This window comes from Sandarakinorhabdus limnophila DSM 17366 (assembly GCF_000420765.1).
Lineage (GTDB): Bacteria > Pseudomonadota > Alphaproteobacteria > Sphingomonadales > Sphingomonadaceae > Sandarakinorhabdus > Sandarakinorhabdus limnophila.
In genome coordinates this window covers 26,374-43,400 of record NZ_ATVO01000009.1, presented here as the reverse complement: position 1 = coordinate 43,400, position 17,027 = coordinate 26,374, and the positions used below count along the sequence as shown (strand labels likewise).

Here is a 17,027-nt window from a genome sequence, read left to right as displayed (position 1 = left end):
GAAACGGGATTGCCCGTTCCCTAACGCCAAGCAGCGCGTGCGTCTATCAGCTTGGGGTGCAAGCTGGCCCGGTTCAGGCGGCGGCGGCGTGTGGCCAGGCGCGTGGGCCCGCATTGCCGGCGAACTGGGTGATGCGCAGCTTTTCCTGCGCCACAGTGCGCGACGTGCTGATCACATGATCCACCCCAGCGATGGTGATGGCCAACGATCCGGCGTCGGTGGTTTCGATCAGGCCCTTGGCCTTCAGATACCAGGCGTGGAAATCAAAGGCTTCGGTGGTGCAGCCCAGCATGCGCTGCAGTTCATACTGGCCCACGCCCGGTTCCTGGGCGCGTTCGCGGCGGCGCTTGTACAGGTACAGCAGCACTTCGGCATGAACATCGGCATCGGACAGCGCGGTGCGCTCTTCAGCCAGGATGTCATCGTCGGCGGAAAACGCGAAGCCGGTGTTGCTGCTGTAGAGCGTGTCATAGGCCAGGCGCTTGCCGTGATCCTTGAGCGCGCGATAGGCCTCGATCACCGCATTGAACATGTCGATGTCGGCGGTTTCCGGATGATCGGGGTGATAGATTTTCGCAAGGTTGCGATAGGCGATTTCCAGCGTGCGGTGATCGCACTCGGGATGAACCCGCAGGATCGCATAATAATCAACGAACGGCCGCGCCTCGGACATCGGAACATCCCCCCACTTCGGCGTTGGCCTTACGCAAACACACCAACGCAACAATATTAGAAACTCTTTGTTAAAGTTTGTCACAAATTTATCAATGGCAAACCCAATAATAAAGGGTTAACGCCGGTCCGGCGTTGCTGCCCTCTGCAAAACCGGCACTTGTGGCCAGCCGGGTCACAGCGCAGCATGGGTTCATGCACCACCGCGCCGCCGTCGAATCCAGCCTGGAACTGGCCGTTGCTCGAATCGGCGATCCGCAGCCGGCGATCTATGCGCGACTGTTTGCGCTGCACCCGGCCATGGAAACCGAATTCTGGCGCGACACCTCGGGCCGCATCCGTGGCGAGATGCTCAACCGCAGTTTCGAGATGGTGCTGGATCTGGCCGCTCCCTACGCGCCGGACGGCGGCTGGGGCGGGGCGTTCCTGGGCACTGAAGCCATCACCCACGATGCCTATGGCATCCCGCGCGCCGTGTTTGCCGATTTCCTGCCCGTGGTCGCCGCCGTGATCCGTGATGGCTGCGGCGATGGCTTCACGCCGGCCATGGCGGCGGCGTGGGATGTGGTGCTGGATCGCGCCGCCGCCACGCTGGCCGCCCTGCCCGGCAGCAGCAATGAAGCGCGGGTGATCGATTTGGATGACGTGCTGCCGCCGGTGGGGGAGCGCGGGCTGCCCTTCCCGATGCGCTGAGCGGTTGACAGCCGCGCCAGCGCCCCGATGATGGCGCCAACAACAAGGGCTGGGGGCAGCATGCGGGCGATATTGGTGGGCGAGGCGCTGGGCAGTTTCCTGCTGTTTGCCTGCGTGGTGGGATCGGGCGTGATGGCGGAGCGGCTGGCCGGCGGCAATGTCGCGGTGGCGCTGATCGGCAATGTCGGGGCGATCGCCGCGATGCTTTATGTGCTGATCGCCATGCTGGGACCGATATCGGGCGCGCATTTCAACCCGGCTGTCACCATCGTCACACGGTTGCGCTGCGAAGGCACGTGGGCCAGCGGCGCGGCGATGATGGCGGTGCAGCTGGTGGCCGGCATTGCCGGCGTGTGGTGCGCGCACGCCATGTTCGATCTGCCGATCCTGCAGTTTTCCGGCCATGTTCGCGACGGCGCCGGGCAGTGGCTGGGCGAGTATATCGCCACCTTCGGCCTGCTGCTCACCGTGCTGCTCACCGGGCGGCATCGCCCGGAAGCGGTGCCGGCCTGCGTGGCGCTTTATATCACGGCGGCCTGCTGGTTCACGTCGTCAACCAGTTTCGCCAATCCAACGCTCACCTTTGCGCGCAGCCTGACCGATACATTCGATGGCATCGCACCGGCCAGCGAGCCGGCGTTCGTGGCCGCGCAACTGGCGGGGGCGCTGTGCGCGCACTGGGTTGATCGGGCGATGCATCCGGCGCCCTGAACCGATCTGGTTCAGGCCGGCAGGCGCTTGTCGCGCTCAGCCTGGGCGGCGATTTCCTTGTCGGCCAGCGTTTGCCAGGCAGCCTGGGCACGCAGGAACATGGTGCGTTGATTGTCCAGCACGGCATCGGCGGCGTTGCGGGCGCATTGTTCGATTTGGGTGGAGTAGAACAGGCTGGTGGCGCGCATGCTGTGATCCTTTGCGGGACCGGCCAGAGCGGGGTGGCGGGCCGGGTGGCTGGTCAACCTAGCTGATCGAGCACCAGCTGGCGCAGTTCGCTGCGGGAGAGGACTGGTGAACGGCGATATTCGCGGTTGCCGTAATGCGGGGTAAGCGTGCGGCGCACAGTTTGCGCCCGGCTTGTGTTTTCAATCGTGGGTATGGTCATCAAAGTCCTGGCCCAGTTGAGCGCCCACTATGCTGTCGTGATTGGGTGGTGTGAACAGGAAGGCAGCAACCCTGCGCGGGTGTTTTCCGGCCCGAAGGCTAGAACGACCGCCGCGCAGGGGCGCCTCGAAGGGCGGGCAGCAGCCTTGCGGCGCTGCCCGGCCCCTGCCGCTTACGCAGCTTCGAGGTTGACAGCCGAGGTCTTGCCGCGGCGATCAGTTTCCAGTTCGTACTTGACGCGCTGGTCCTTGTTCAGGGTGCTCATGCCGGCGCGCTCGACGGCGCTGATGTGGACGAAGTTGTCATCGCCACCATTTTCCGGCGAGATGAAACCATAGCCCTTGTCGGCATTGAAGAATTTGACGGTTCCGGTGATCATGAGATGTTTTCCTTTCGCGAAAACAAGAAACCCAGCCGCAAATGCACGGCTGGAGCTGGTAGCGCGAGAAAGGAAGAGGAGCCGATTTTAACGAGTCGATTTCCGTCGCAGGCGACGATTAGCAATCCTCATGTGGGCGTGATTTAGGGGAAAGTCAAGGAAAGCCCGGATCATCATGGTTTGGTGCCCGTGCTGATTGGCGGATTGCCGGGGCTTTTCACTGCCAATCAGGGGAGCACGTCTGCCGCGCTGGCTGCCCCTGCGCGCATCACGATCACGCTTTGGGCGGGGCGTTGGTGCGGGGCCGCCGGTCGGGGGGCGGCGGCTGGTGCGTTGCCGGGCTTGCGCACCAGCCTTGTGGTGGTGCCATCGTTCAGGTCGCTCACCTGCAGGCTTTGCAGCCGCACCCGCGCTTCGTTGCCGAACGGGCGCAGGGCCAGCCGGATTTCGCCGGTGGCCATGGCGAGCGGGAGCTTCTGCGCCTGCAACGGGTTCACTTCAATTGTGACGGTCTTCACCACGCCGGGCTTGTCGCGGGCGATGTTCATGTCGCTGCCCACCGCCAGCACGCGGATATTCTGTGCCAGCAGATCGGCATAGGGCATCGCTTCATCGGGCTGGCGGATCAGGAACAGGTCCACCCGATCGCCGGGGAACACCAGCCCCGATACGCCGGCCACCTCGTTCACCGGCACCGCCAGTGCGCGCATGGTGGGGCCAAGCAGCGGCGCGGTGGAAAGCCGGGTGGCGCGGGCCACCAGCGCGGCCTCGATCACGAGCTCATTGGCCGGAATGGGGCGCAGCGCGGTGCGGCCCTGGCCCAGGATCAACGCATCGATGCGCGCGAAATGCCCCTTGGGACGCTGCTGGGCCGGCACATCAACCAGCTTGAGCTTGTTCGGCGTCAGTTTTTCACCAAAGCCGATGGGTGCCGCGGCCACCACGGCGGGCGCCATGGGAATCGCGGATTTTGCGGCACCGCGGCCCGGCCCGTGCGGCAGCCAGCGCGCCAGCATCATCGCCACCAGCAGCAGCGCACTGCCGGCAATCAACATCCAGCGCGAGCGTTGCTGCACCCGGCTGTTGCGGTCATCCCGCCCCCGCCAGGCTGGCACGCGGCGCGGCACGCGATCCTGCCAGCGTTCTTCCACCCCCATTCTGCCACCTCCATCTGGAGGGGGTAACGGGCGTGTGCAGGCGCGGGTTTAGGCTGCGGCCAATCCGTCTTCCGGAATCGCATAGAGCAGCGCAGCGCCGCGCATGGCGGACGCGCTGAGCGCCTGCACTTGCGGCAGCAATTGTTCAGCAAAGAATCGCGCGGTGGCGCGCTTGGCGGCGGCGAAGTTCGGATCGGGGTGGGCGCGGCTGGCCAGCGCTTGCTTCGCCAGCAGCCAGCCACCCAAAGTGAGGCCCATCAGGCGCAGATAGGGCGTGGCGCCGGCGGCGACATCATCGGGGTTGTTGGCGCCGGCGAGCCAGATGCTGCTGGTCTGCGCGGAATCGAGCGCGTCCTGCAGCCACGGGGTGATGAGCTTCAGCTCGTCATCCTCATCCAGATCGGATAGCGTTGCGCGGACGTCACCGAGCAGGTCCTTCCAGTGCTGGCCGCCGTCCATGCCGAGCTTGCGGCCGACAAGGTCCATGGCCTGGATGCCGTTGGTGCCTTCATAGATCGGAGCGATGCGGGCATCGCGCAGATATTGGGCGGCTCCGGTTTCTTCCACATAACCCATGCCGCCGAACACCTGCACACCAAGGCTGGCGACCTCGACGCCGATATCGGTCGCCCAGCTTTTGGAGATGGGGGTGAGCAGATCGGCCAGGCCCTGCCCGGCGGCATCGCCGGCATGGGCGCGATCGACGGCGGCGGCGTTGAGATAGACAAGCGCGCGGCTGGCTTCGGTGAGCGCGCGCATCGTCATGATGGTGCGGCGCACGTCGGCATGTTCGATGATACGCACCGCAGCGGGCCCGGCGCCGAACTTGGCGGACTGCACACGGGTGCGGGCATAATCCAGCGCATGCTGCATCGCCCCTTCGGCAATGGCGACGCCCTGCAGGCCCACCTGCACGCGGGCGTTGTTCATCATGGTGAACATGGCGCGCATGCCGCCGCCTTCCTTGCCCACCATCCAGCCGATGCACTGGTCGTGATCACCGAAACTCATCGTGCAGGTCGGCGAAGCGTGGATGCCGAGCTTGTGTTCAAGGCCGACGCATTTCAGATCGTTGCGGGTGCCGTCGGGCAGAACCTTCGGCACCAGGAACAGGCTGATGCCCTTGGTGCCGGCCGGGCTGTCCGGCGTGCGGGCCAGCACGAGGTGGACGATGTTGTCCGCCGCGTCATGCTCGCCCCAGGTGATGAAGATCTTGGTGCCCTTGATGCGCCAGCTGCCGTCCGGGTTGGGTTCCGCGCGGGATTTCAGCGCGCCGACGTCGCTGCCGGCGGTTGGCTCGGTGAGGTTCATCGTGCCGGTCCATTCACCGGTGACGAGCTTGGAGAGGTAGCGCTCCTGCAATTCCGGGCTGGCGTGGGCGGCGAGCGCCTCGATCGCGCCCTGGGACAGCATCATGCACAGCGCGAAAGCCATGTTGGCGGAGGTGAGCTGTTCCTGCACGGCGACCGCGACGGCGAAGGGCAGGCCCTGGCCGCCATGCGCTTCTGGCACGCCCAGCCCGGCCCAGCCGGCCTGCACATATTGGCTGTAAGCCTCCACGAAGCCGGCGGGCAGCGTCACCACGCCGTCGCCCAGTTTCGCGTGAGCTTTGTCGCCGGACTTGTTGAGCGGCGCAAAGACGCCCGAGGCCAGCTTGCCGGATTCAGCCAGGATCGCGTCCACCATATCCGGCGTGGCGTTGGCATAGGCGGGCAATGCGGCGAGGCCCGGCAGATCGGCGATCACGTCGAGCACGAAACGCTGTTCGGTGGTGGGAGCGGTGTAGGGCATGAGCTGGTTTCCGTTTTCGCTATCACCCCGGTATAGACGCGCGCCATGGCCAGCAAAAGCCGCATCCTTCTGCCCGACGCCGCCGGCATTGCCGCAGCGGCGGATGTGCTGCGCGCGCGCGGACTGGTCGCGGTGCCGACGGAGACGGTGTACGGCTTGGCGGCGCGCGCGGATGATGGCGCGGCGGTGGCGGGCATTTATGCCGCCAAGGGTCGGCCGAGCTTCAACCCGTTGATCGTGCATGTGGCCGATGTGGCGCAGGCCGAGACGCTGGCGGTATTCTCGCCGCTGGCGCACGCGCTGGCGCAGTCCTTCTGGCCGGGGCCGCTGACCCTGGTGCTGCCGCGCCGGGCGGACGCACCGGTGGCATCGCTGGTGACGGCGGGGCTCGACACGATCGCGCTGCGCTGCCCGGCGCACGCTGTCATGCAGGCACTGGTGCGCATCGTGGGTCCGCTGGCGGCGCCGTCGGCCAATGCCTCGGGACGGATTTCACCGACGCGGGCGGGGCATGTGCTGGCCAGCCTAGCCGATGTGCCGGTGATCGATGCCGGGCCGTGTGCGGCGGGGGTGGAATCGACGATTGTTGCAGTGGAAGCGGGCGGGTGGCGTTTGCTGCGGCCCGGCGCGGTGGCGGTGGAGGCGATTGTTGAGGTGGCGGGCGAGCCGCTGGCGTCAGAGGCCACGCCGTCTGTGCAGGCCCCCGGCATGATGGAATCGCACTATGCCCCAGAGCAGCCGGTGCGGCTGGAGGCGGACACGGCGCAGCTAGACGAATTTCACATCGGCTTCGGCCCTGTGAAGGGCGATGCCACGCTGTCGGCCAGTGGCGACCTGACCGAGGCCGCCGCCTGTCTGTTCGATCTGCTCCACATCGCGCAGGCGTCCGGCCGCGCTGGCATTGCTGTCGCGCCGGTGCCGCGGCACAGCCTCGGCCTCGCCATCAACGACCGTCTCGCCCGCGCCGCCGCACCGCGGGGCTAGGCATCTGCCAAACGAAAGCGGGTGCAGGGCCTCAGGCCCTGCCCGCCGGAGGCACCTTGGTCTCCGTTGGGGCAGGGCGTCTCGACCGTCAGAGCTTGCCGATCTTCTCTGCCGCTTCACGCAGGATGGCAGCGATGGCTTCGGCGCGTTCGGCGCGGGATTCGGCGTCACGCACCGCGTCGCGCGCAGCGGCGCGCAGATCGTGCATCGCCTCGCGCAGCGGTTCGCGGCCATCGTCTGCATTGCAGCGCGCCATGTCGGCCAGGCGTTGCAGTGCGTCTTTTAACTGCGCTTCCGCTTCATCCAGTGCGGCACGGCCGGCATCGGTGATGGCATAGCGGCGGCGGCCTTCCTCGCCGGCGACTTCGGTGATCAGGCCTTCATCGGCGAGCATGTTGAGCATCGGGTAGATCATGCCCGGCGACGGCGAATAAAGGCCGGCGGACAGATTCTCGATGGCCTTGATCAGGTCGTAGCCGTGGCGCGGTTCTTCCTTGAGCAGGTGGAGGATGAGGATCTTCAAGGCCTCGGCGCCGAAACGCCGGCGGCGCGGACGCGGGCTATCGCCGCCATCACCGAATTCATCGGCAAAGCGCTGCGCAAAGGCGGCCCAGCGGCTGCTGCGGCCAGACCAGCGGCCACCGAATTCCTTGTGGAAGCCATCGCGATCGAAGTGGAAACGGAAGTGCATGGGGGCGACTCCGGTTGGGGGTGTGGAGCCCTTAAGATATATCTTGAACGAGTGTATTGCAAGACCAATACAGCCAAGATCGCTGGACCCTTGCTGGCAGCGGTGGCGCGCCATAAGCTGCCATCAACACCCAAGGGGGAAAGATCATGCGTGTATTGGCTTTTGCCGCTGTTTTGATGGCGTCATCCGCATTGGCGAAACCGGTCGTCCTTACCGGTGGCCTGATCGTCGATGGTTCGGGCGAAGCGCCCTATGTCGGCTGGCTGGCGATGGATGGGGACCGGATCACCGGCATTGGCAAGGGCGCCGCGCCCGCCAGTGTGACGGGCGGCGCCAGCGTCACCGACGTGAAGGGCCAGGCGATTTCGCCGGGCTTCGTCAACATGCTGAGCTGGGCGACCGAGAGCCTGCTGATCGACGGCCGCGCGCAAAGTGACATCCGCCAGGGCGTCACGCTGGAAATCATGGGCGAAGGCACGTCGATGGGCCCGCTCAACCCGGAGATGAAGCGGCTGAGCGCGCTCCGGCAGGACGATATCAAATACAAGATCAGCTGGACGACGCTGGGCGAGTATCTGGCCACGCTGGAGAAGAAGGGCATCGCGCCCAATGTTGCCAGTTTCGTGGGCCATACCACGGTGCGCGTGCATGAAGTGGGCGAAAGCGATGTTGATCCGACGCCGGAGCAACTGGCGCGCATGCAGGGGCTGGTGCGCGCGGCGATGAACGAGGGCGCGCTGGGGCTGGGCACGTCGATGATCTATGCGCCGGCCGCCTATGCCGAAACACCGGAGCTTGTGGCGCTGGCCAAGGCAAGTGCGGCCTGTGGCGGCATGTATATCAGCCACATGCGTTCCGAAGGCGACCGCATCGAGGCTGCGGTGGATGAACTGATCACCATCGCGCGCGAATCCGGCGGCCCGGCGGAAATCTGGCACATGAAGATGTCGGGCCGGAAGAACTGGGGCAAGTTCGACACCATCCTCGGCAAGATCGAGGCAGCGCGGGCCAGCGGCATCCGCATCACCGCCAACATGTACAATTATACCGCCGGCGCCACCGGGCTGGATGCGGCGATGCCGTTGTGGGTGCAATCGGGCGGGCTGGAACAATGGATCGAGCGGTTGAAGGATCCGGCCCTGCGCGCCCGGGTGAAGGCCGAGATGATGGACGAGAATGCCGATTGGGAGAATCTCGCCAAGCGCGCCGGCAATCCGGAAAATGTGCTGCTGTTAGGCTTCAAGAACCCCGCGTTGAAGCCGCTCACCGGCAAGACGCTGGGCGAGGTATCCCGCATGCGCGGCACCAGCCCGGAAGACACCGCCATCGATCTGGTGATCGAGGATGGCAGCCGGGTGGGCACGGCCTATTTCCTGATGGATGAGGCCAATGTGAAGCGGCAGACTGCGCTGCCGTGGATGAGTTTTGGATCGGATGCGGGTGCGCCCAGTGCCGAGGGCGTGTTCCTGCTCAGCCAGGATCACCCCCGCGCCTATGGCAATGTCGCCCGGCTGCTGGGCAAATATGTGCGCGAGGAAAAGACGACGACGCTGGCCGATGCCGTGCGCCGGCTGAGCCACCTGCCGGTGACCAATATGGGGATCAAGGAACGCGGGCTGCTGAAGCCGGGCTATTTCGCTGATGTTGTGGTGTTCGATCCGGCCACCATCACCGCTCACGCGACGTTTGCGAAGCCGGCGCAATATGCCACCGGCGTGTCCACCGTGTTCGTCAACGGCGTACAGGTGCTGAAGGATGGCGAGCCGACCGGGGCGGCGGCGGGGCGGTTCGTGAAGGGGCCTGGCGCCGGCCGGTGCCCCGCCTGACGCCTCACTGGCTGCGCGCCAGCAGCCCCTTCAACTCGCCTTCCCAGAAGATGCTCCACGTGTGGGTGCTGTGGCCGCGGGTTTCCGTGCTTTCGGGGATCAGCACGTAACGCGCCTGCGGCATCGCCCGCACATGGCGTTCAGGCTCACCCACGCCGGGTGGATTGATGAAATCATCGGCGCTGTTCACCCAGGTGACGGGCACGGTGATGCGCGCGAGGTGCGGCGCGGGGTTGTAGTTGCGGCTGGCTTCCAGCTGATAAATGCGATCATTGGCGTCGGCACTGCTGGCAAGTCCCGCAGCCATCGCGCGTTCGGCCAGTGCATCGGAACTGGCGTGATCGGGCGTATCGGCCTGCATCCGCACCGGGGCGGAACTGGCCATCGCCTGCAACGCCACGCCCACGCGCATGCCATTCAAGGGCGGCCTGGTGAAATTGCCGCCCTGCCAATCGGGATCGGCCTTGATCGCCTGGATCGCCATCGCCCGCCACATACGGTTGCGCCCCGCCAGTTCGATCACGTTGCAGGCCAGCGGCATGATGGCGGCGGCGCGGCCAGGCAGATCGGTGCCGAACTGGAAACCCATCATGCAGCCCATCGATGTGCCCATCAGCAGCCGCAATTGCTTCACGCCCAGATGATCGAGCAACTGTCCCTGCGCGCGCACCATGTCGCCATAATCATAGGCGGGGAACGCCATTTTCAGGCCGTCGCTCGGCTTGGACGATCCACCGTGGCCGATGGCATCAGGCAGGATAATGAAATATTTGGCCGCATCCAGCGTGCCGCCCGGTTCGAGCAGGCGGGCGAACTGCGGCACAAGGAATTGCGCGCCAGTGCCGCCGGTGCCGTGGCCCACCATCACGGCATTGATGATCTCGCCCTTGGCGTTGCGAACCGGCGTGCCGATGGTGCGGTAATGCTGCTTCAGCGCGGGCAGGGTCTTGCCGTCGGAAAAGCGGAAATCCTTCGCGACAAAATCGGCTTCGGTAACCGCCGGCGCGGCAGTGGCAGCGGTGGCGATAAGGGCCGCGATCGCGGCAACGGCGGGCTTCATGGCGGTGGCTCCCTGTTGGTGTGACGGGGATGCCATCGCCGACGGGGCAGGCGCAATGGGAATGTTGGAATTACGGCTTTTTGAAATCCAGCCGGTAGACGTTGATGAAATACAGCTTCTCCGTCTCGGAGCCGCCGTACTGGTAATAGAGCAGATCCTGTTTTCCGTCGGCGTCGAAATCGGCGACCGTGAGCAGCACGCCATTCTCGCCGCGCGGCAGTGTGGTGGTCAGGCGGGTGAAGCGGCCTCCGCCCTGGTTGAAAAACACCAGCAGCCGGCCATTGTTGATGCCATAGACGATATCGACGAGCCGATCGCCATCGAGATCGCGCACGAACACATTCGGCGACCATGACAGACGTTCGCCCTTGATCTCGCTTTCGACCTGAGAAAGCGCCGTTGCCGTGATGTCGGTGAAGCTGCCATTGTCGTTGCGCAGCAGCTGCAGATAATTACCGCCGTAATAAGGCACATAGCGCGTGTGCTGGATCAAGAGATCGAGATCACCGTCGTTGTCGAAATCGGCGCTCGGGTTTCGAGGTGCAGGTTGGTATCGATGCCATAGGTTGATGCCGGCAGCGCCTGGCGCTCATCGAAATTGAACTGGCCGTTCTTGTTGATGAACAGCAGGCTGGGCGTCGAACCATGCCCAAAGCCGGCGATCAGATCGGCGAACTTGTCCCCGTTCAGGTCGGCCAGGTGGAGATCAAGCAGCAGGTTGAAGCCTTCGTTGCCGGCCGATTGCGGGTTGGTCACCGGCACCGACAGCAGGCGGGCCAGGAACGGATCGACGCGGGCGCTGAAACGGCCATCGGCCTGTTGCAGCAGGAACAGCGGCGGGTATCCGCCGCCAAAGGCGTTCCAGTTGCCGATCAGGATATCCTCAAGCCCGTCTCCGTTGACGTCGCCTACCGCCATCGAATGGGCATCGACCGCGTCCTCCGGCACGCCATCGCGGGTGTTCAGACGGGGGAACGCGCCCATTACCTGGCCGACCGAGCCCGAACGTTGCGCCAACAGCACCGCGGTGCCGTGCGCTCGGGGGTCGTTGTAGATGCCCGACACATTGTGGGCGACGAAGAACGCCGCCGGATTGCCGGCCACAGTGAGCGTTGCCGCGCGCCGCGCGCCGAACACTGACGGCAATTGCGCGTTGAGCGCGCCATCGTGGCGGAGCCGACCACTGGTGTTGGACAACACCACATAGGGCAATGCCGCATAGGCCGGCGTGGCATAAGCCTTGTTGAGCGGGACCACGACTTCGGGGAAGCGGTCACGCTCGAAGTCGACCGCGATGCCGCCCTGCGGGAAGATGTCGGCCACGCCGCCGGGATAGTTGACGCCGGCATAGGTGTAAGGCGGCACAATGTCTTTGGTGCCAATCCTGTGCGCCTCGTAGGCAAAGCTGAGTTCAACAAAGGGCAAAACCGGCGGCGCCACTATTGTGGCGGGCGGCGAAGCGGTGGCCGTGTCGGGTGATGCGGTACCGCTGCCGCCGCATCCGGCAAGCAGCAGGCAAGCCAAAAGGGTCGCGGAATGCGCGAAGATGGGTTTCATTGGCGGTAGGCTCCCTTTTGTGGAGGCAGGGATGCCGGCAGGATTAGGGGCCGCGCAACGGGAAAACTGCTGCTGAGTGATTAACTATCTATTGAATAAGGCTCTCTGCCAGAGATTGTGAACTGATGAATCTGCACGCACGATTGGCCAAATTGGAAGCCCAGCGCACCGCAGCAATCTGGCCCTGTGGGGATCGTCGAACAGCGGGCGCAGCGCCGGTTCGAACAGTAGCGCCGCCGCTCATCCCGGTAAGCCGCCGGGTGGCAGGCCCTCACGGCTGTTCATGGTCAACCCGGCGCTGCAAGCCGTTTCCCGATCAGCAAGTAAACGGCAGCTTCGCGCCTTCATCTCGGACATCGGAGACCTTTCTTCGGCCACTCAAAAGCGGACATCAGTTGGCTGAAGCTTGAATAGCTAGAATTTCGGACGGTGCCAAAAGTTCGATTTTAGAAGATGATTATGGCCAGCAGATATTCGGACAGGTGAATCGAAATATTTCAGAAATGCGCCACTGTTGTTGCCGGCATCAAGGCATTGAAACGACTTCAACAATCAAAAGGCATGACGGGTCAGGTTCTGTGAATTTTGGATCAGCCTTGACAGCCGGAGCCATTGTGCAGACCATACGCGCTGTTCAACGGAAAGAAGAGAAGGCCGCTGTACAAGCGACGGACATGACCGAAACATCGCTGCGCGGTCAATTGGTCCAATAGATGTATTCCTGATCCTTCCTCCACGCCGCATTGAGTGGGACGTCGATGCGGATCGCGCCTTCGAGCAGGCCGGGCCAGAGCGGCTTGGGCATTTGCGCATTCTGATCTTCGATCATCTTGCGCAACTGGGCAACACGCTGCGGTTCGCGCGCGGCCAGGTTGACGCGCTCGGCAGGATCACTCGCCAAGTTGAACAACCAGGCTTGGTCAGGGCGCTTCGAAACTTGCAATTTCCAGTCGCCCGCACGCACCACGCGGTAGTCGCCAGAGCGCCAGAAGGTGATTTCGCGCTTCGGTCCGGCAGCGAGCAGGTTGAAGCTGTCCATCTTGCGATCTCCTGGCACGTTCGCACCGGTTGCCGCGGCAATCGTGGCAAACATATCAAGGTGCTGGGCAACATCGCTTCGGACCGTGCCCGGCGCGATCCTGCCCGGCCAGCGCATCATCATCGGCACATGAATGCCGCCTTCGAAGAAAGTTCCTTTGTAACCGCGATAGGGCGTGTTGTGATCCTTGATGCCGGTATACCAGGCGCCGCCATTGTCGCTTGTGAAGATCACAAGAGTATTCTCGTCGAGCCCCGTGTCCTTCAGCTTTTGCATCACATCGCCGATCCGCCGGTCGAGCTGGCGCATCATCGCGCCATAAACGCGCTGGGTATGGTCCTTGATCTGCGGTAGCGCATCATAGTCACTCTTGAGCGCCTGCAGCGGAGTGTGCGGCGCATTGTAGGCGAGATACAGGAAGAAGGGTCGGTTCTTGTTGGCCTCGATCGCGGCCAGCGCATTGTCGGTGAAATAGTCCGTCAGATGGCCCTTTGGGCGAAAGCGCTGACTGTTTCCCCAGTAAACGGCATGGGGCAGGTTCGCCCATAAAAAGCGGTCGATTGGATCCCATGGCAGCTTCGCGTTGACGACCTGAGGATCGTGTTCGGCCATGAAAAGATCTGCGCCCGAACGCATGCCAAGGCTTTCGTCAAATCCCTGCGACGTCGGCCGCAATGGTTCGGCCTCGCCCAGATGCCACTTGCCGATGTGGATCGTGTGATAACCTCTGGCTTTCAGGATTTCTGGCAACATGATCTGGTCATGCGGCACACCCATGTCGGCATAGGCAGGCAGATCGTGGTTCAGCTCTTCATGATAGATCGCTGGGTAGGGTGATTTGCCACCGCTGTGAGCCAGGTTTGAAGCAAGGGCGGCTGGAACGGCGGTAAATTCAAAACCGAAACGCGTCGGATAACGCCCCGTCATCAAGGCTGCGCGCGATGGCGAACAGGTCGCATTGGCGGCATAGCCGTTGGCAAAGCTAACCCCTTGCTTGGCAATCACATCGATGTTGGGGGTCGGCACAGCGCCACCAGCAACGCCGCCGCCGTAGAGCGAGATGTCATTCATCCCAAGATCGTCGGCGACAATCAGGATGACATTGGGCGGACGCTCGCCAGAAGGGGCCACCGCAGGACCCTGCGCCCAACTGATCGGGCGATTCTCTGCAATTGGTTCCCGCCATTCGCCGATGATGCCGGGAAGGTAGATCTTATACCGCTGAAAACCCAAATAGCCCGCGCCAACCAGCAGGGCCAAGGCGCCCAGCCACTTCATCGTGCGTGTCATCGTGGACCTCCGGGTTGAATCGCGGCAGGGCGCAGGGCGAGCAGCAGGAATAGAAGGATAACGGGGACCAGGATCAGGCTGGCATAATGTTCGGGTGGATGATGCACGCCCGGCTGCGCGCGGCCAACCCAGGCCGACCAACTGAGCAAACTGCGCTCCAGCAGGCTGACCAACAAAAACAAGGGCACCAACGTGCGATAATGGAGGGCGACCGCCAAGGTCACCATTCCGTGCGCGATCTGCGTGGCGCCGGCCCAAGCGAACAGGCCAATGATCAGCGCCGTATTGTGGCCCAGATCAAGCCCTGCAATCGTGCCTGCACCACCATCGGGCAGGAAGCTGTGGATCATCCCCGGCACGATCCAGCCAACGCCGTACAGCGCCAGGAACCAGGCCGCAGCGCGCGCGCCGCGATAATGGTGGTTGGTGCTGGGCGGCAGCAGCGCGGTCATGATGCGATGGTCAGCATCATCAGGTGCGACAGGGCGGCAATCAGCGCCAGCGCCAGCGCCACGGTGACCCGTGGGCCCACATAGAAGGACAGCACCCGCTGCGTCGGGAAGGAAAAGGTCGCCAGCGTGCCGAGCAACTTGTCCGGGTGGCCTGCCATGAAGGCCGGGTCCATCACCAGTTTGATCATGTCGCGGCGGCTGCGGTATCGCATCAGGCCGAAAACCGTCCAGCCGGGATCGGGTTCGGTGTTCCAGGCATCGACATAGCCGCCCACTTTGCGCCCGACGATGCCGGGATGGCCGCCATTGCGGAACAGCACCGGCATGAAGCGTTTGGAATAGCGTTTCAGCAGTTCAAAGCCCTGCACCATCTGCCCGGTCTGCGGATCTTCCACCGGGTCCAATTGCGCCTTGACCAGATTGAGCATCACGAACTCACGGCCATCATCGGCCGCAAGGAAAGCGCGCAGGACATCCGGGCTGTTCCCGGTTGCTTCGAAACGGCCGGCCATTTGGGCCAGAAAGGTATCGATCTCCGCGGGTTTCAGCGGGCCAGACCAATTGTCATACCAGAGCCGGAAAGCGCCATAAGCCAGCAGCGCCGTGCCCCAGATGATCCCCTCAGCCATCACGCCAACCGCTCCATTCCGGGCCGTCCATGGCGTCGCGTCGCACGGCTGCCGCCAGATCGAACCCTGATATTGACATTAAAAGTGCCAAGAAATTTTTGCAATCACTATTGTTGCTTGCACCATTGCTGGTTTGCCGCAAAACAGGGTTCATGGCCAATGTATCGCACAAGATGGCATCACGTTCGCAAGCGCCGCTGGCCGATGGCCGACGCGAACGGAGTCGATCCAGCCGGGGCAAGATTGTCGCCGCGATGCTCGATCTGGTCAGCAAGGGCGATGTTTCGCCCAGCGCGGCGCGGGTTGCGGAGGTGGCGGGCGTCGGCCTGCGTTCGGTCTTCCGCCACTTTGACGACATGGATGAGCTGTACCGCGAGATGGGCGAAGTGATCGAGGCACAGGTGATGCCGATCATCCTGCAAGCCCCCGCCGGCGCAGACTGGAAGGAAAGGCTTTTCGATATCGCCGACAAGCGATCGAAGGTGTTTGAAACCATCCTGCCCTACCGGATTTCGGCCAGTCTCAAACGCTTCCAGTCGCCCTATCTGATGCAGGATTATCGCCGCATGCTGCGGTTGGAATTCGAAACTCTGGAGGCCCATTTGCCGGCGACGGTAAAGGTCGATCTGGCCGGCACCCGCGGTCTGCATGTCATCCTGAGTTTCCAGACCTGGCGCCTGTTGCGCCATGATCAGGAACTGCCCGTTGAAGAGGCCAAGGCGGTGGTTCGGCGTTTACTGGGCAATGCCTTGGCCGCGATGCCGGACAACTGATGCAACGTCTGGCGTTCACGGCCAGTCTTGTGCTGCTGCTGTCAGCTTGCACGGAGGCGCCGGCGCCGCCCGGCAAAGCCTGCGCCGGCCTGCCCGATGACAGGATGGTCTGGGTGCCCGGCGGCCGCTTCGTGATGGGCGATCATCCGCAGTATCCGGAAGAAGGCCCGCCGCGCACGGTCACGGTCAAGGGGTTCTGGATCGACGCCCATGAAGTGACCAACGCCCAGTTCGCCGCCTTTGTGCAGGCCACCGGTTACCGGACAATGGCCGAGCGCGAACCACCCCAAATTCCCGGCACCCCGCCCGAGATGCTGGTGCCGGGGTCAGCCGTGTTCAACATTCCATCGCAAGCGGATCCGCACTGGTGGCGGTGGGTCACGGGCGCCCAGTGGCGGCACCCATCCGGATTGCAAGAAAGCATCACCGGGCATGACCGCGAACCCGTGGTCCAGATCGCTTGGCAGGATGCGCAGGCCTATGCGCGCTGGGCCGGCAAGCAACTGCCGACCGAGGCGCAATGGGAATATGCCGCTCGCATCGGGGCAGCAGCACTGCCGGAACCGGTTGACGCGAAAGGCCAGCCGCAAGCCAACTATTATCAAGGCATTTTCCCGGTGAGGAATCTGGGCACCGATGGCTTTGCCGGGCGTGCGCCCGTGGGCTGCTTCAAACCCAATGGCTTTGGCTTGTACGACATGATCGGCAATGTCTGGGAATGGACCAGTTCCAGCGGATCGCGCGCCGATGCTGGCGAACCGGTCAACATCATCAAGGGCGGATCCTATCTGTGCGCCGCCAACTATTGCGCCCGCTATCGCCCGGCCGCGCGCCAGTTCCAGGAGCGCGGGCTGGGCACCGATCATATCGGGTTCCGGCTGGTGGATACGGCGAAACCCGGGCCTTCGGCTTGACCTTGCGGCGGTAATACGGCAC

The 17,027-nt window shown here is 63.8% G+C and carries 20 protein-coding genes; 6 read left to right on the top strand and 14 right to left on the bottom strand.

Annotation, left to right across the window (positions count from 1 at the left end; all coding sequences use genetic code 11):
* Positions 1 to 73: 73 nt before the first annotated feature.
* Positions 74 to 673 (bottom strand): J domain-containing protein, encoded by a 600-nt coding sequence (locus G566_RS14360; RefSeq protein ID WP_022680870.1) that lies wholly within the window; start codon positions 671 to 673, stop codon positions 74 to 76.
* Between the two features lie 194 nt (positions 674 to 867).
* On the opposite strand from G566_RS14360, the gene G566_RS14895 reads away from it, so the two are divergent.
* Both G566_RS14895 and G566_RS0111765 read left to right on the top strand, forming a co-directional pair.
* Positions 868 to 1,365, top strand: coding sequence for a globin (locus G566_RS14895; RefSeq protein WP_022680869.1), 498 nt, complete (start codon positions 868 to 870; stop codon positions 1,363 to 1,365).
* Positions 1,366 to 1,392: 27 nt separating this feature from the next.
* On the top strand, positions 1,393 to 2,076 hold the full coding sequence (locus G566_RS0111765) for an aquaporin (RefSeq protein WP_084706865.1): 684 nt from the start codon (positions 1,393 to 1,395) through the stop codon (positions 2,074 to 2,076).
* 11 nt (positions 2,077 to 2,087) lie between these two features.
* Here the strand turns inward: G566_RS0111765 and G566_RS15490 are convergent, their stop codons facing one another.
* The 5 genes from G566_RS15490 to G566_RS0111745 form a co-directional block, all read right to left on the bottom strand.
* Positions 2,088 to 2,264 (bottom strand): hypothetical protein, encoded by a 177-nt coding sequence (locus tag G566_RS15490; RefSeq protein WP_156874514.1) that lies wholly within the window; start codon positions 2,262 to 2,264, stop codon positions 2,088 to 2,090.
* Positions 2,265 to 2,317: 53 nt separating this feature from the next.
* Positions 2,318 to 2,464 carry a hypothetical protein gene (locus tag G566_RS15485; RefSeq protein WP_156874513.1) on the bottom strand — a complete coding sequence of 49 codons (147 nt, stop codon included), beginning with the start codon at positions 2,462 to 2,464 and terminating at the stop codon, positions 2,318 to 2,320.
* Positions 2,465 to 2,635: 171 nt separating this feature from the next.
* The gene (locus G566_RS0111755; protein WP_022680866.1) at positions 2,636 to 2,842 is read right to left on the bottom strand and encodes a cold-shock protein; all 207 of its coding nucleotides are present in this window, start codon (positions 2,840 to 2,842) and stop codon (positions 2,636 to 2,638) included.
* A gap of 227 nt (positions 2,843 to 3,069) precedes the next feature.
* Positions 3,070 to 3,999 carry a Flp pilus assembly protein CpaB gene (gene cpaB, locus G566_RS14890; protein WP_243442448.1) on the bottom strand — a complete coding sequence of 310 codons (930 nt, stop codon included), beginning with the start codon at positions 3,997 to 3,999 and terminating at the stop codon, positions 3,070 to 3,072.
* Positions 4,000 to 4,047: 48 nt separating this feature from the next.
* Positions 4,048 to 5,790 carry an acyl-CoA dehydrogenase gene (locus G566_RS0111745; RefSeq protein WP_022680864.1) on the bottom strand — a complete coding sequence of 581 codons (1,743 nt, stop codon included), beginning with the start codon at positions 5,788 to 5,790 and terminating at the stop codon, positions 4,048 to 4,050.
* Positions 5,791 to 5,835: 45 nt separating this feature from the next.
* On the opposite strand from G566_RS0111745, the gene G566_RS0111740 reads away from it, so the two are divergent.
* Positions 5,836 to 6,774 (top strand): L-threonylcarbamoyladenylate synthase, encoded by a 939-nt coding sequence (locus G566_RS0111740; protein WP_022680863.1) that lies wholly within the window; start codon positions 5,836 to 5,838, stop codon positions 6,772 to 6,774.
* Positions 6,775 to 6,862: 88 nt separating this feature from the next.
* On the opposite strand, the gene G566_RS0111735 is transcribed toward G566_RS0111740, so the two are convergent.
* On the bottom strand, positions 6,863 to 7,465 hold the full coding sequence (locus tag G566_RS0111735; RefSeq protein WP_022680862.1) for a PadR family transcriptional regulator: 603 nt from the start codon (positions 7,463 to 7,465) through the stop codon (positions 6,863 to 6,865).
* 146 nt (positions 7,466 to 7,611) lie between these two features.
* Here G566_RS0111735 and G566_RS0111730 point away from each other — a divergent pair, with 146 nt between their 5' ends.
* Positions 7,612 to 9,291 carry an N-acyl-D-amino-acid deacylase family protein gene (locus G566_RS0111730; RefSeq protein WP_040605644.1) on the top strand — a complete coding sequence of 560 codons (1,680 nt, stop codon included), beginning with the start codon at positions 7,612 to 7,614 and terminating at the stop codon, positions 9,289 to 9,291.
* A 4-nt stretch (positions 9,292 to 9,295) separates the two neighbouring features.
* On the opposite strand, the gene G566_RS0111725 is transcribed toward G566_RS0111730, so the two are convergent.
* The 7 genes from G566_RS0111725 to G566_RS15480 form a co-directional block, all read right to left on the bottom strand.
* Positions 9,296 to 10,351 (bottom strand): alpha/beta fold hydrolase, encoded by a 1,056-nt coding sequence (locus tag G566_RS0111725; RefSeq protein ID WP_022680860.1) that lies wholly within the window; start codon positions 10,349 to 10,351, stop codon positions 9,296 to 9,298.
* A 70-nt stretch (positions 10,352 to 10,421) separates the two neighbouring features.
* A complete protein-coding gene (locus tag G566_RS0111720) occupies positions 10,422 to 10,844 on the bottom strand; it encodes an FG-GAP repeat domain-containing protein (RefSeq protein WP_022680859.1) in 423 nt (140 codons plus the stop codon).
* Entirely contained in the window at positions 10,841 to 11,908 is a 1,068-nt protein-coding gene (locus G566_RS0111715; RefSeq protein ID WP_022680858.1) for an FG-GAP-like repeat-containing protein, read from the bottom strand. Before G566_RS0111715 ends, G566_RS0111720 begins: the two co-directional genes overlap by 4 nt.
* Positions 11,909 to 12,605: 697 nt before the next feature.
* On the bottom strand, positions 12,606 to 14,237 hold the full coding sequence (locus G566_RS0111710) for a sulfatase-like hydrolase/transferase (RefSeq protein WP_022680857.1): 1,632 nt from the start codon (positions 14,235 to 14,237) through the stop codon (positions 12,606 to 12,608).
* The gene (locus G566_RS0111705; protein WP_022680856.1) at positions 14,234 to 14,689 is read right to left on the bottom strand and encodes a hypothetical protein; all 456 of its coding nucleotides are present in this window, start codon (positions 14,687 to 14,689) and stop codon (positions 14,234 to 14,236) included. Before G566_RS0111705 ends, G566_RS0111710 begins: the two co-directional genes overlap by 4 nt.
* Positions 14,686 to 15,318 carry a hypothetical protein gene (locus G566_RS0111700; protein ID WP_022680855.1) on the bottom strand — a complete coding sequence of 211 codons (633 nt, stop codon included), beginning with the start codon at positions 15,316 to 15,318 and terminating at the stop codon, positions 14,686 to 14,688. Before G566_RS0111700 ends, G566_RS0111705 begins: the two co-directional genes overlap by 4 nt.
* Positions 15,311 to 15,472 carry a hypothetical protein gene (locus G566_RS15480; protein WP_156874512.1) on the bottom strand — a complete coding sequence of 54 codons (162 nt, stop codon included), beginning with the start codon at positions 15,470 to 15,472 and terminating at the stop codon, positions 15,311 to 15,313. Before G566_RS15480 ends, G566_RS0111700 begins: the two co-directional genes overlap by 8 nt.
* On the opposite strand from G566_RS15480, the gene G566_RS0111695 reads away from it, so the two are divergent.
* A complete protein-coding gene (locus G566_RS0111695; protein WP_022680854.1) occupies positions 15,471 to 16,091 on the top strand; it encodes a TetR/AcrR family transcriptional regulator in 621 nt (206 codons plus the stop codon). The genes G566_RS15480 and G566_RS0111695 overlap by 2 nt on opposite strands.
* Entirely contained in the window at positions 16,091 to 17,005 is a 915-nt protein-coding gene (locus G566_RS0111690; RefSeq protein ID WP_022680853.1) for a formylglycine-generating enzyme family protein, read from the top strand. The genes G566_RS0111695 and G566_RS0111690 overlap by 1 nt, the downstream gene beginning before the upstream one ends.
* Positions 17,006 to 17,027 lie beyond the last annotated feature (22 nt).

Excerpts from the sequence above, each read along its gene's own strand:
- G566_RS14360 (WP_022680870.1), bottom strand. The coding sequence starts at position 673 with ATGTCCGAGGCGCGGCCGTTCGTTGATTATTATGCGATCCTGCGGGTT.
- G566_RS14895 (WP_022680869.1), top strand. The coding sequence starts at position 868 with ATGCACCACCGCGCCGCCGTCGAATCCAGCCTGGAACTGGCCGTTGCT.
- G566_RS0111765 (WP_084706865.1), top strand. The coding sequence starts at position 1,393 with ATGATGGCGCCAACAACAAGGGCTGGGGGCAGCATGCGGGCGATATTG.
- G566_RS15490 (WP_156874514.1), bottom strand. The coding sequence starts at position 2,264 with ATGCGCGCCACCAGCCTGTTCTACTCCACCCAAATCGAACAATGCGCC.
- G566_RS15485 (WP_156874513.1), bottom strand. The coding sequence starts at position 2,464 with ATGACCATACCCACGATTGAAAACACAAGCCGGGCGCAAACTGTGCGC.
- G566_RS0111755 (WP_022680866.1), bottom strand. The coding sequence starts at position 2,842 with ATGATCACCGGAACCGTCAAATTCTTCAATGCCGACAAGGGCTATGGT.
- cpaB (WP_243442448.1), bottom strand. The coding sequence starts at position 3,999 with ATGGGGGTGGAAGAACGCTGGCAGGATCGCGTGCCGCGCCGCGTGCCA.
- G566_RS0111745 (WP_022680864.1), bottom strand. The coding sequence starts at position 5,790 with ATGCCCTACACCGCTCCCACCACCGAACAGCGTTTCGTGCTCGACGTG.
- G566_RS0111740 (WP_022680863.1), top strand. The coding sequence starts at position 5,836 with ATGGCCAGCAAAAGCCGCATCCTTCTGCCCGACGCCGCCGGCATTGCC.
- G566_RS0111735 (WP_022680862.1), bottom strand. The coding sequence starts at position 7,465 with ATGCACTTCCGTTTCCACTTCGATCGCGATGGCTTCCACAAGGAATTC.
- G566_RS0111730 (WP_040605644.1), top strand. The coding sequence starts at position 7,612 with ATGCGTGTATTGGCTTTTGCCGCTGTTTTGATGGCGTCATCCGCATTG.
- G566_RS0111725 (WP_022680860.1), bottom strand. The coding sequence starts at position 10,351 with ATGAAGCCCGCCGTTGCCGCGATCGCGGCCCTTATCGCCACCGCTGCC.
- G566_RS0111715 (WP_022680858.1), bottom strand. The coding sequence starts at position 11,908 with ATGAAACCCATCTTCGCGCATTCCGCGACCCTTTTGGCTTGCCTGCTG.
- G566_RS0111710 (WP_022680857.1), bottom strand. The coding sequence starts at position 14,237 with ATGACACGCACGATGAAGTGGCTGGGCGCCTTGGCCCTGCTGGTTGGC.
- G566_RS0111705 (WP_022680856.1), bottom strand. The coding sequence starts at position 14,689 with ATGACCGCGCTGCTGCCGCCCAGCACCAACCACCATTATCGCGGCGCG.
- G566_RS0111700 (WP_022680855.1), bottom strand. The coding sequence starts at position 15,318 with ATGGCTGAGGGGATCATCTGGGGCACGGCGCTGCTGGCTTATGGCGCT.
- G566_RS0111695 (WP_022680854.1), top strand. The coding sequence starts at position 15,471 with ATGGCCAATGTATCGCACAAGATGGCATCACGTTCGCAAGCGCCGCTG.
- G566_RS15480 (WP_156874512.1), bottom strand. The coding sequence starts at position 15,472 with ATGAACCCTGTTTTGCGGCAAACCAGCAATGGTGCAAGCAACAATAGT.
- G566_RS0111690 (WP_022680853.1), top strand. The coding sequence starts at position 16,091 with ATGCAACGTCTGGCGTTCACGGCCAGTCTTGTGCTGCTGCTGTCAGCT.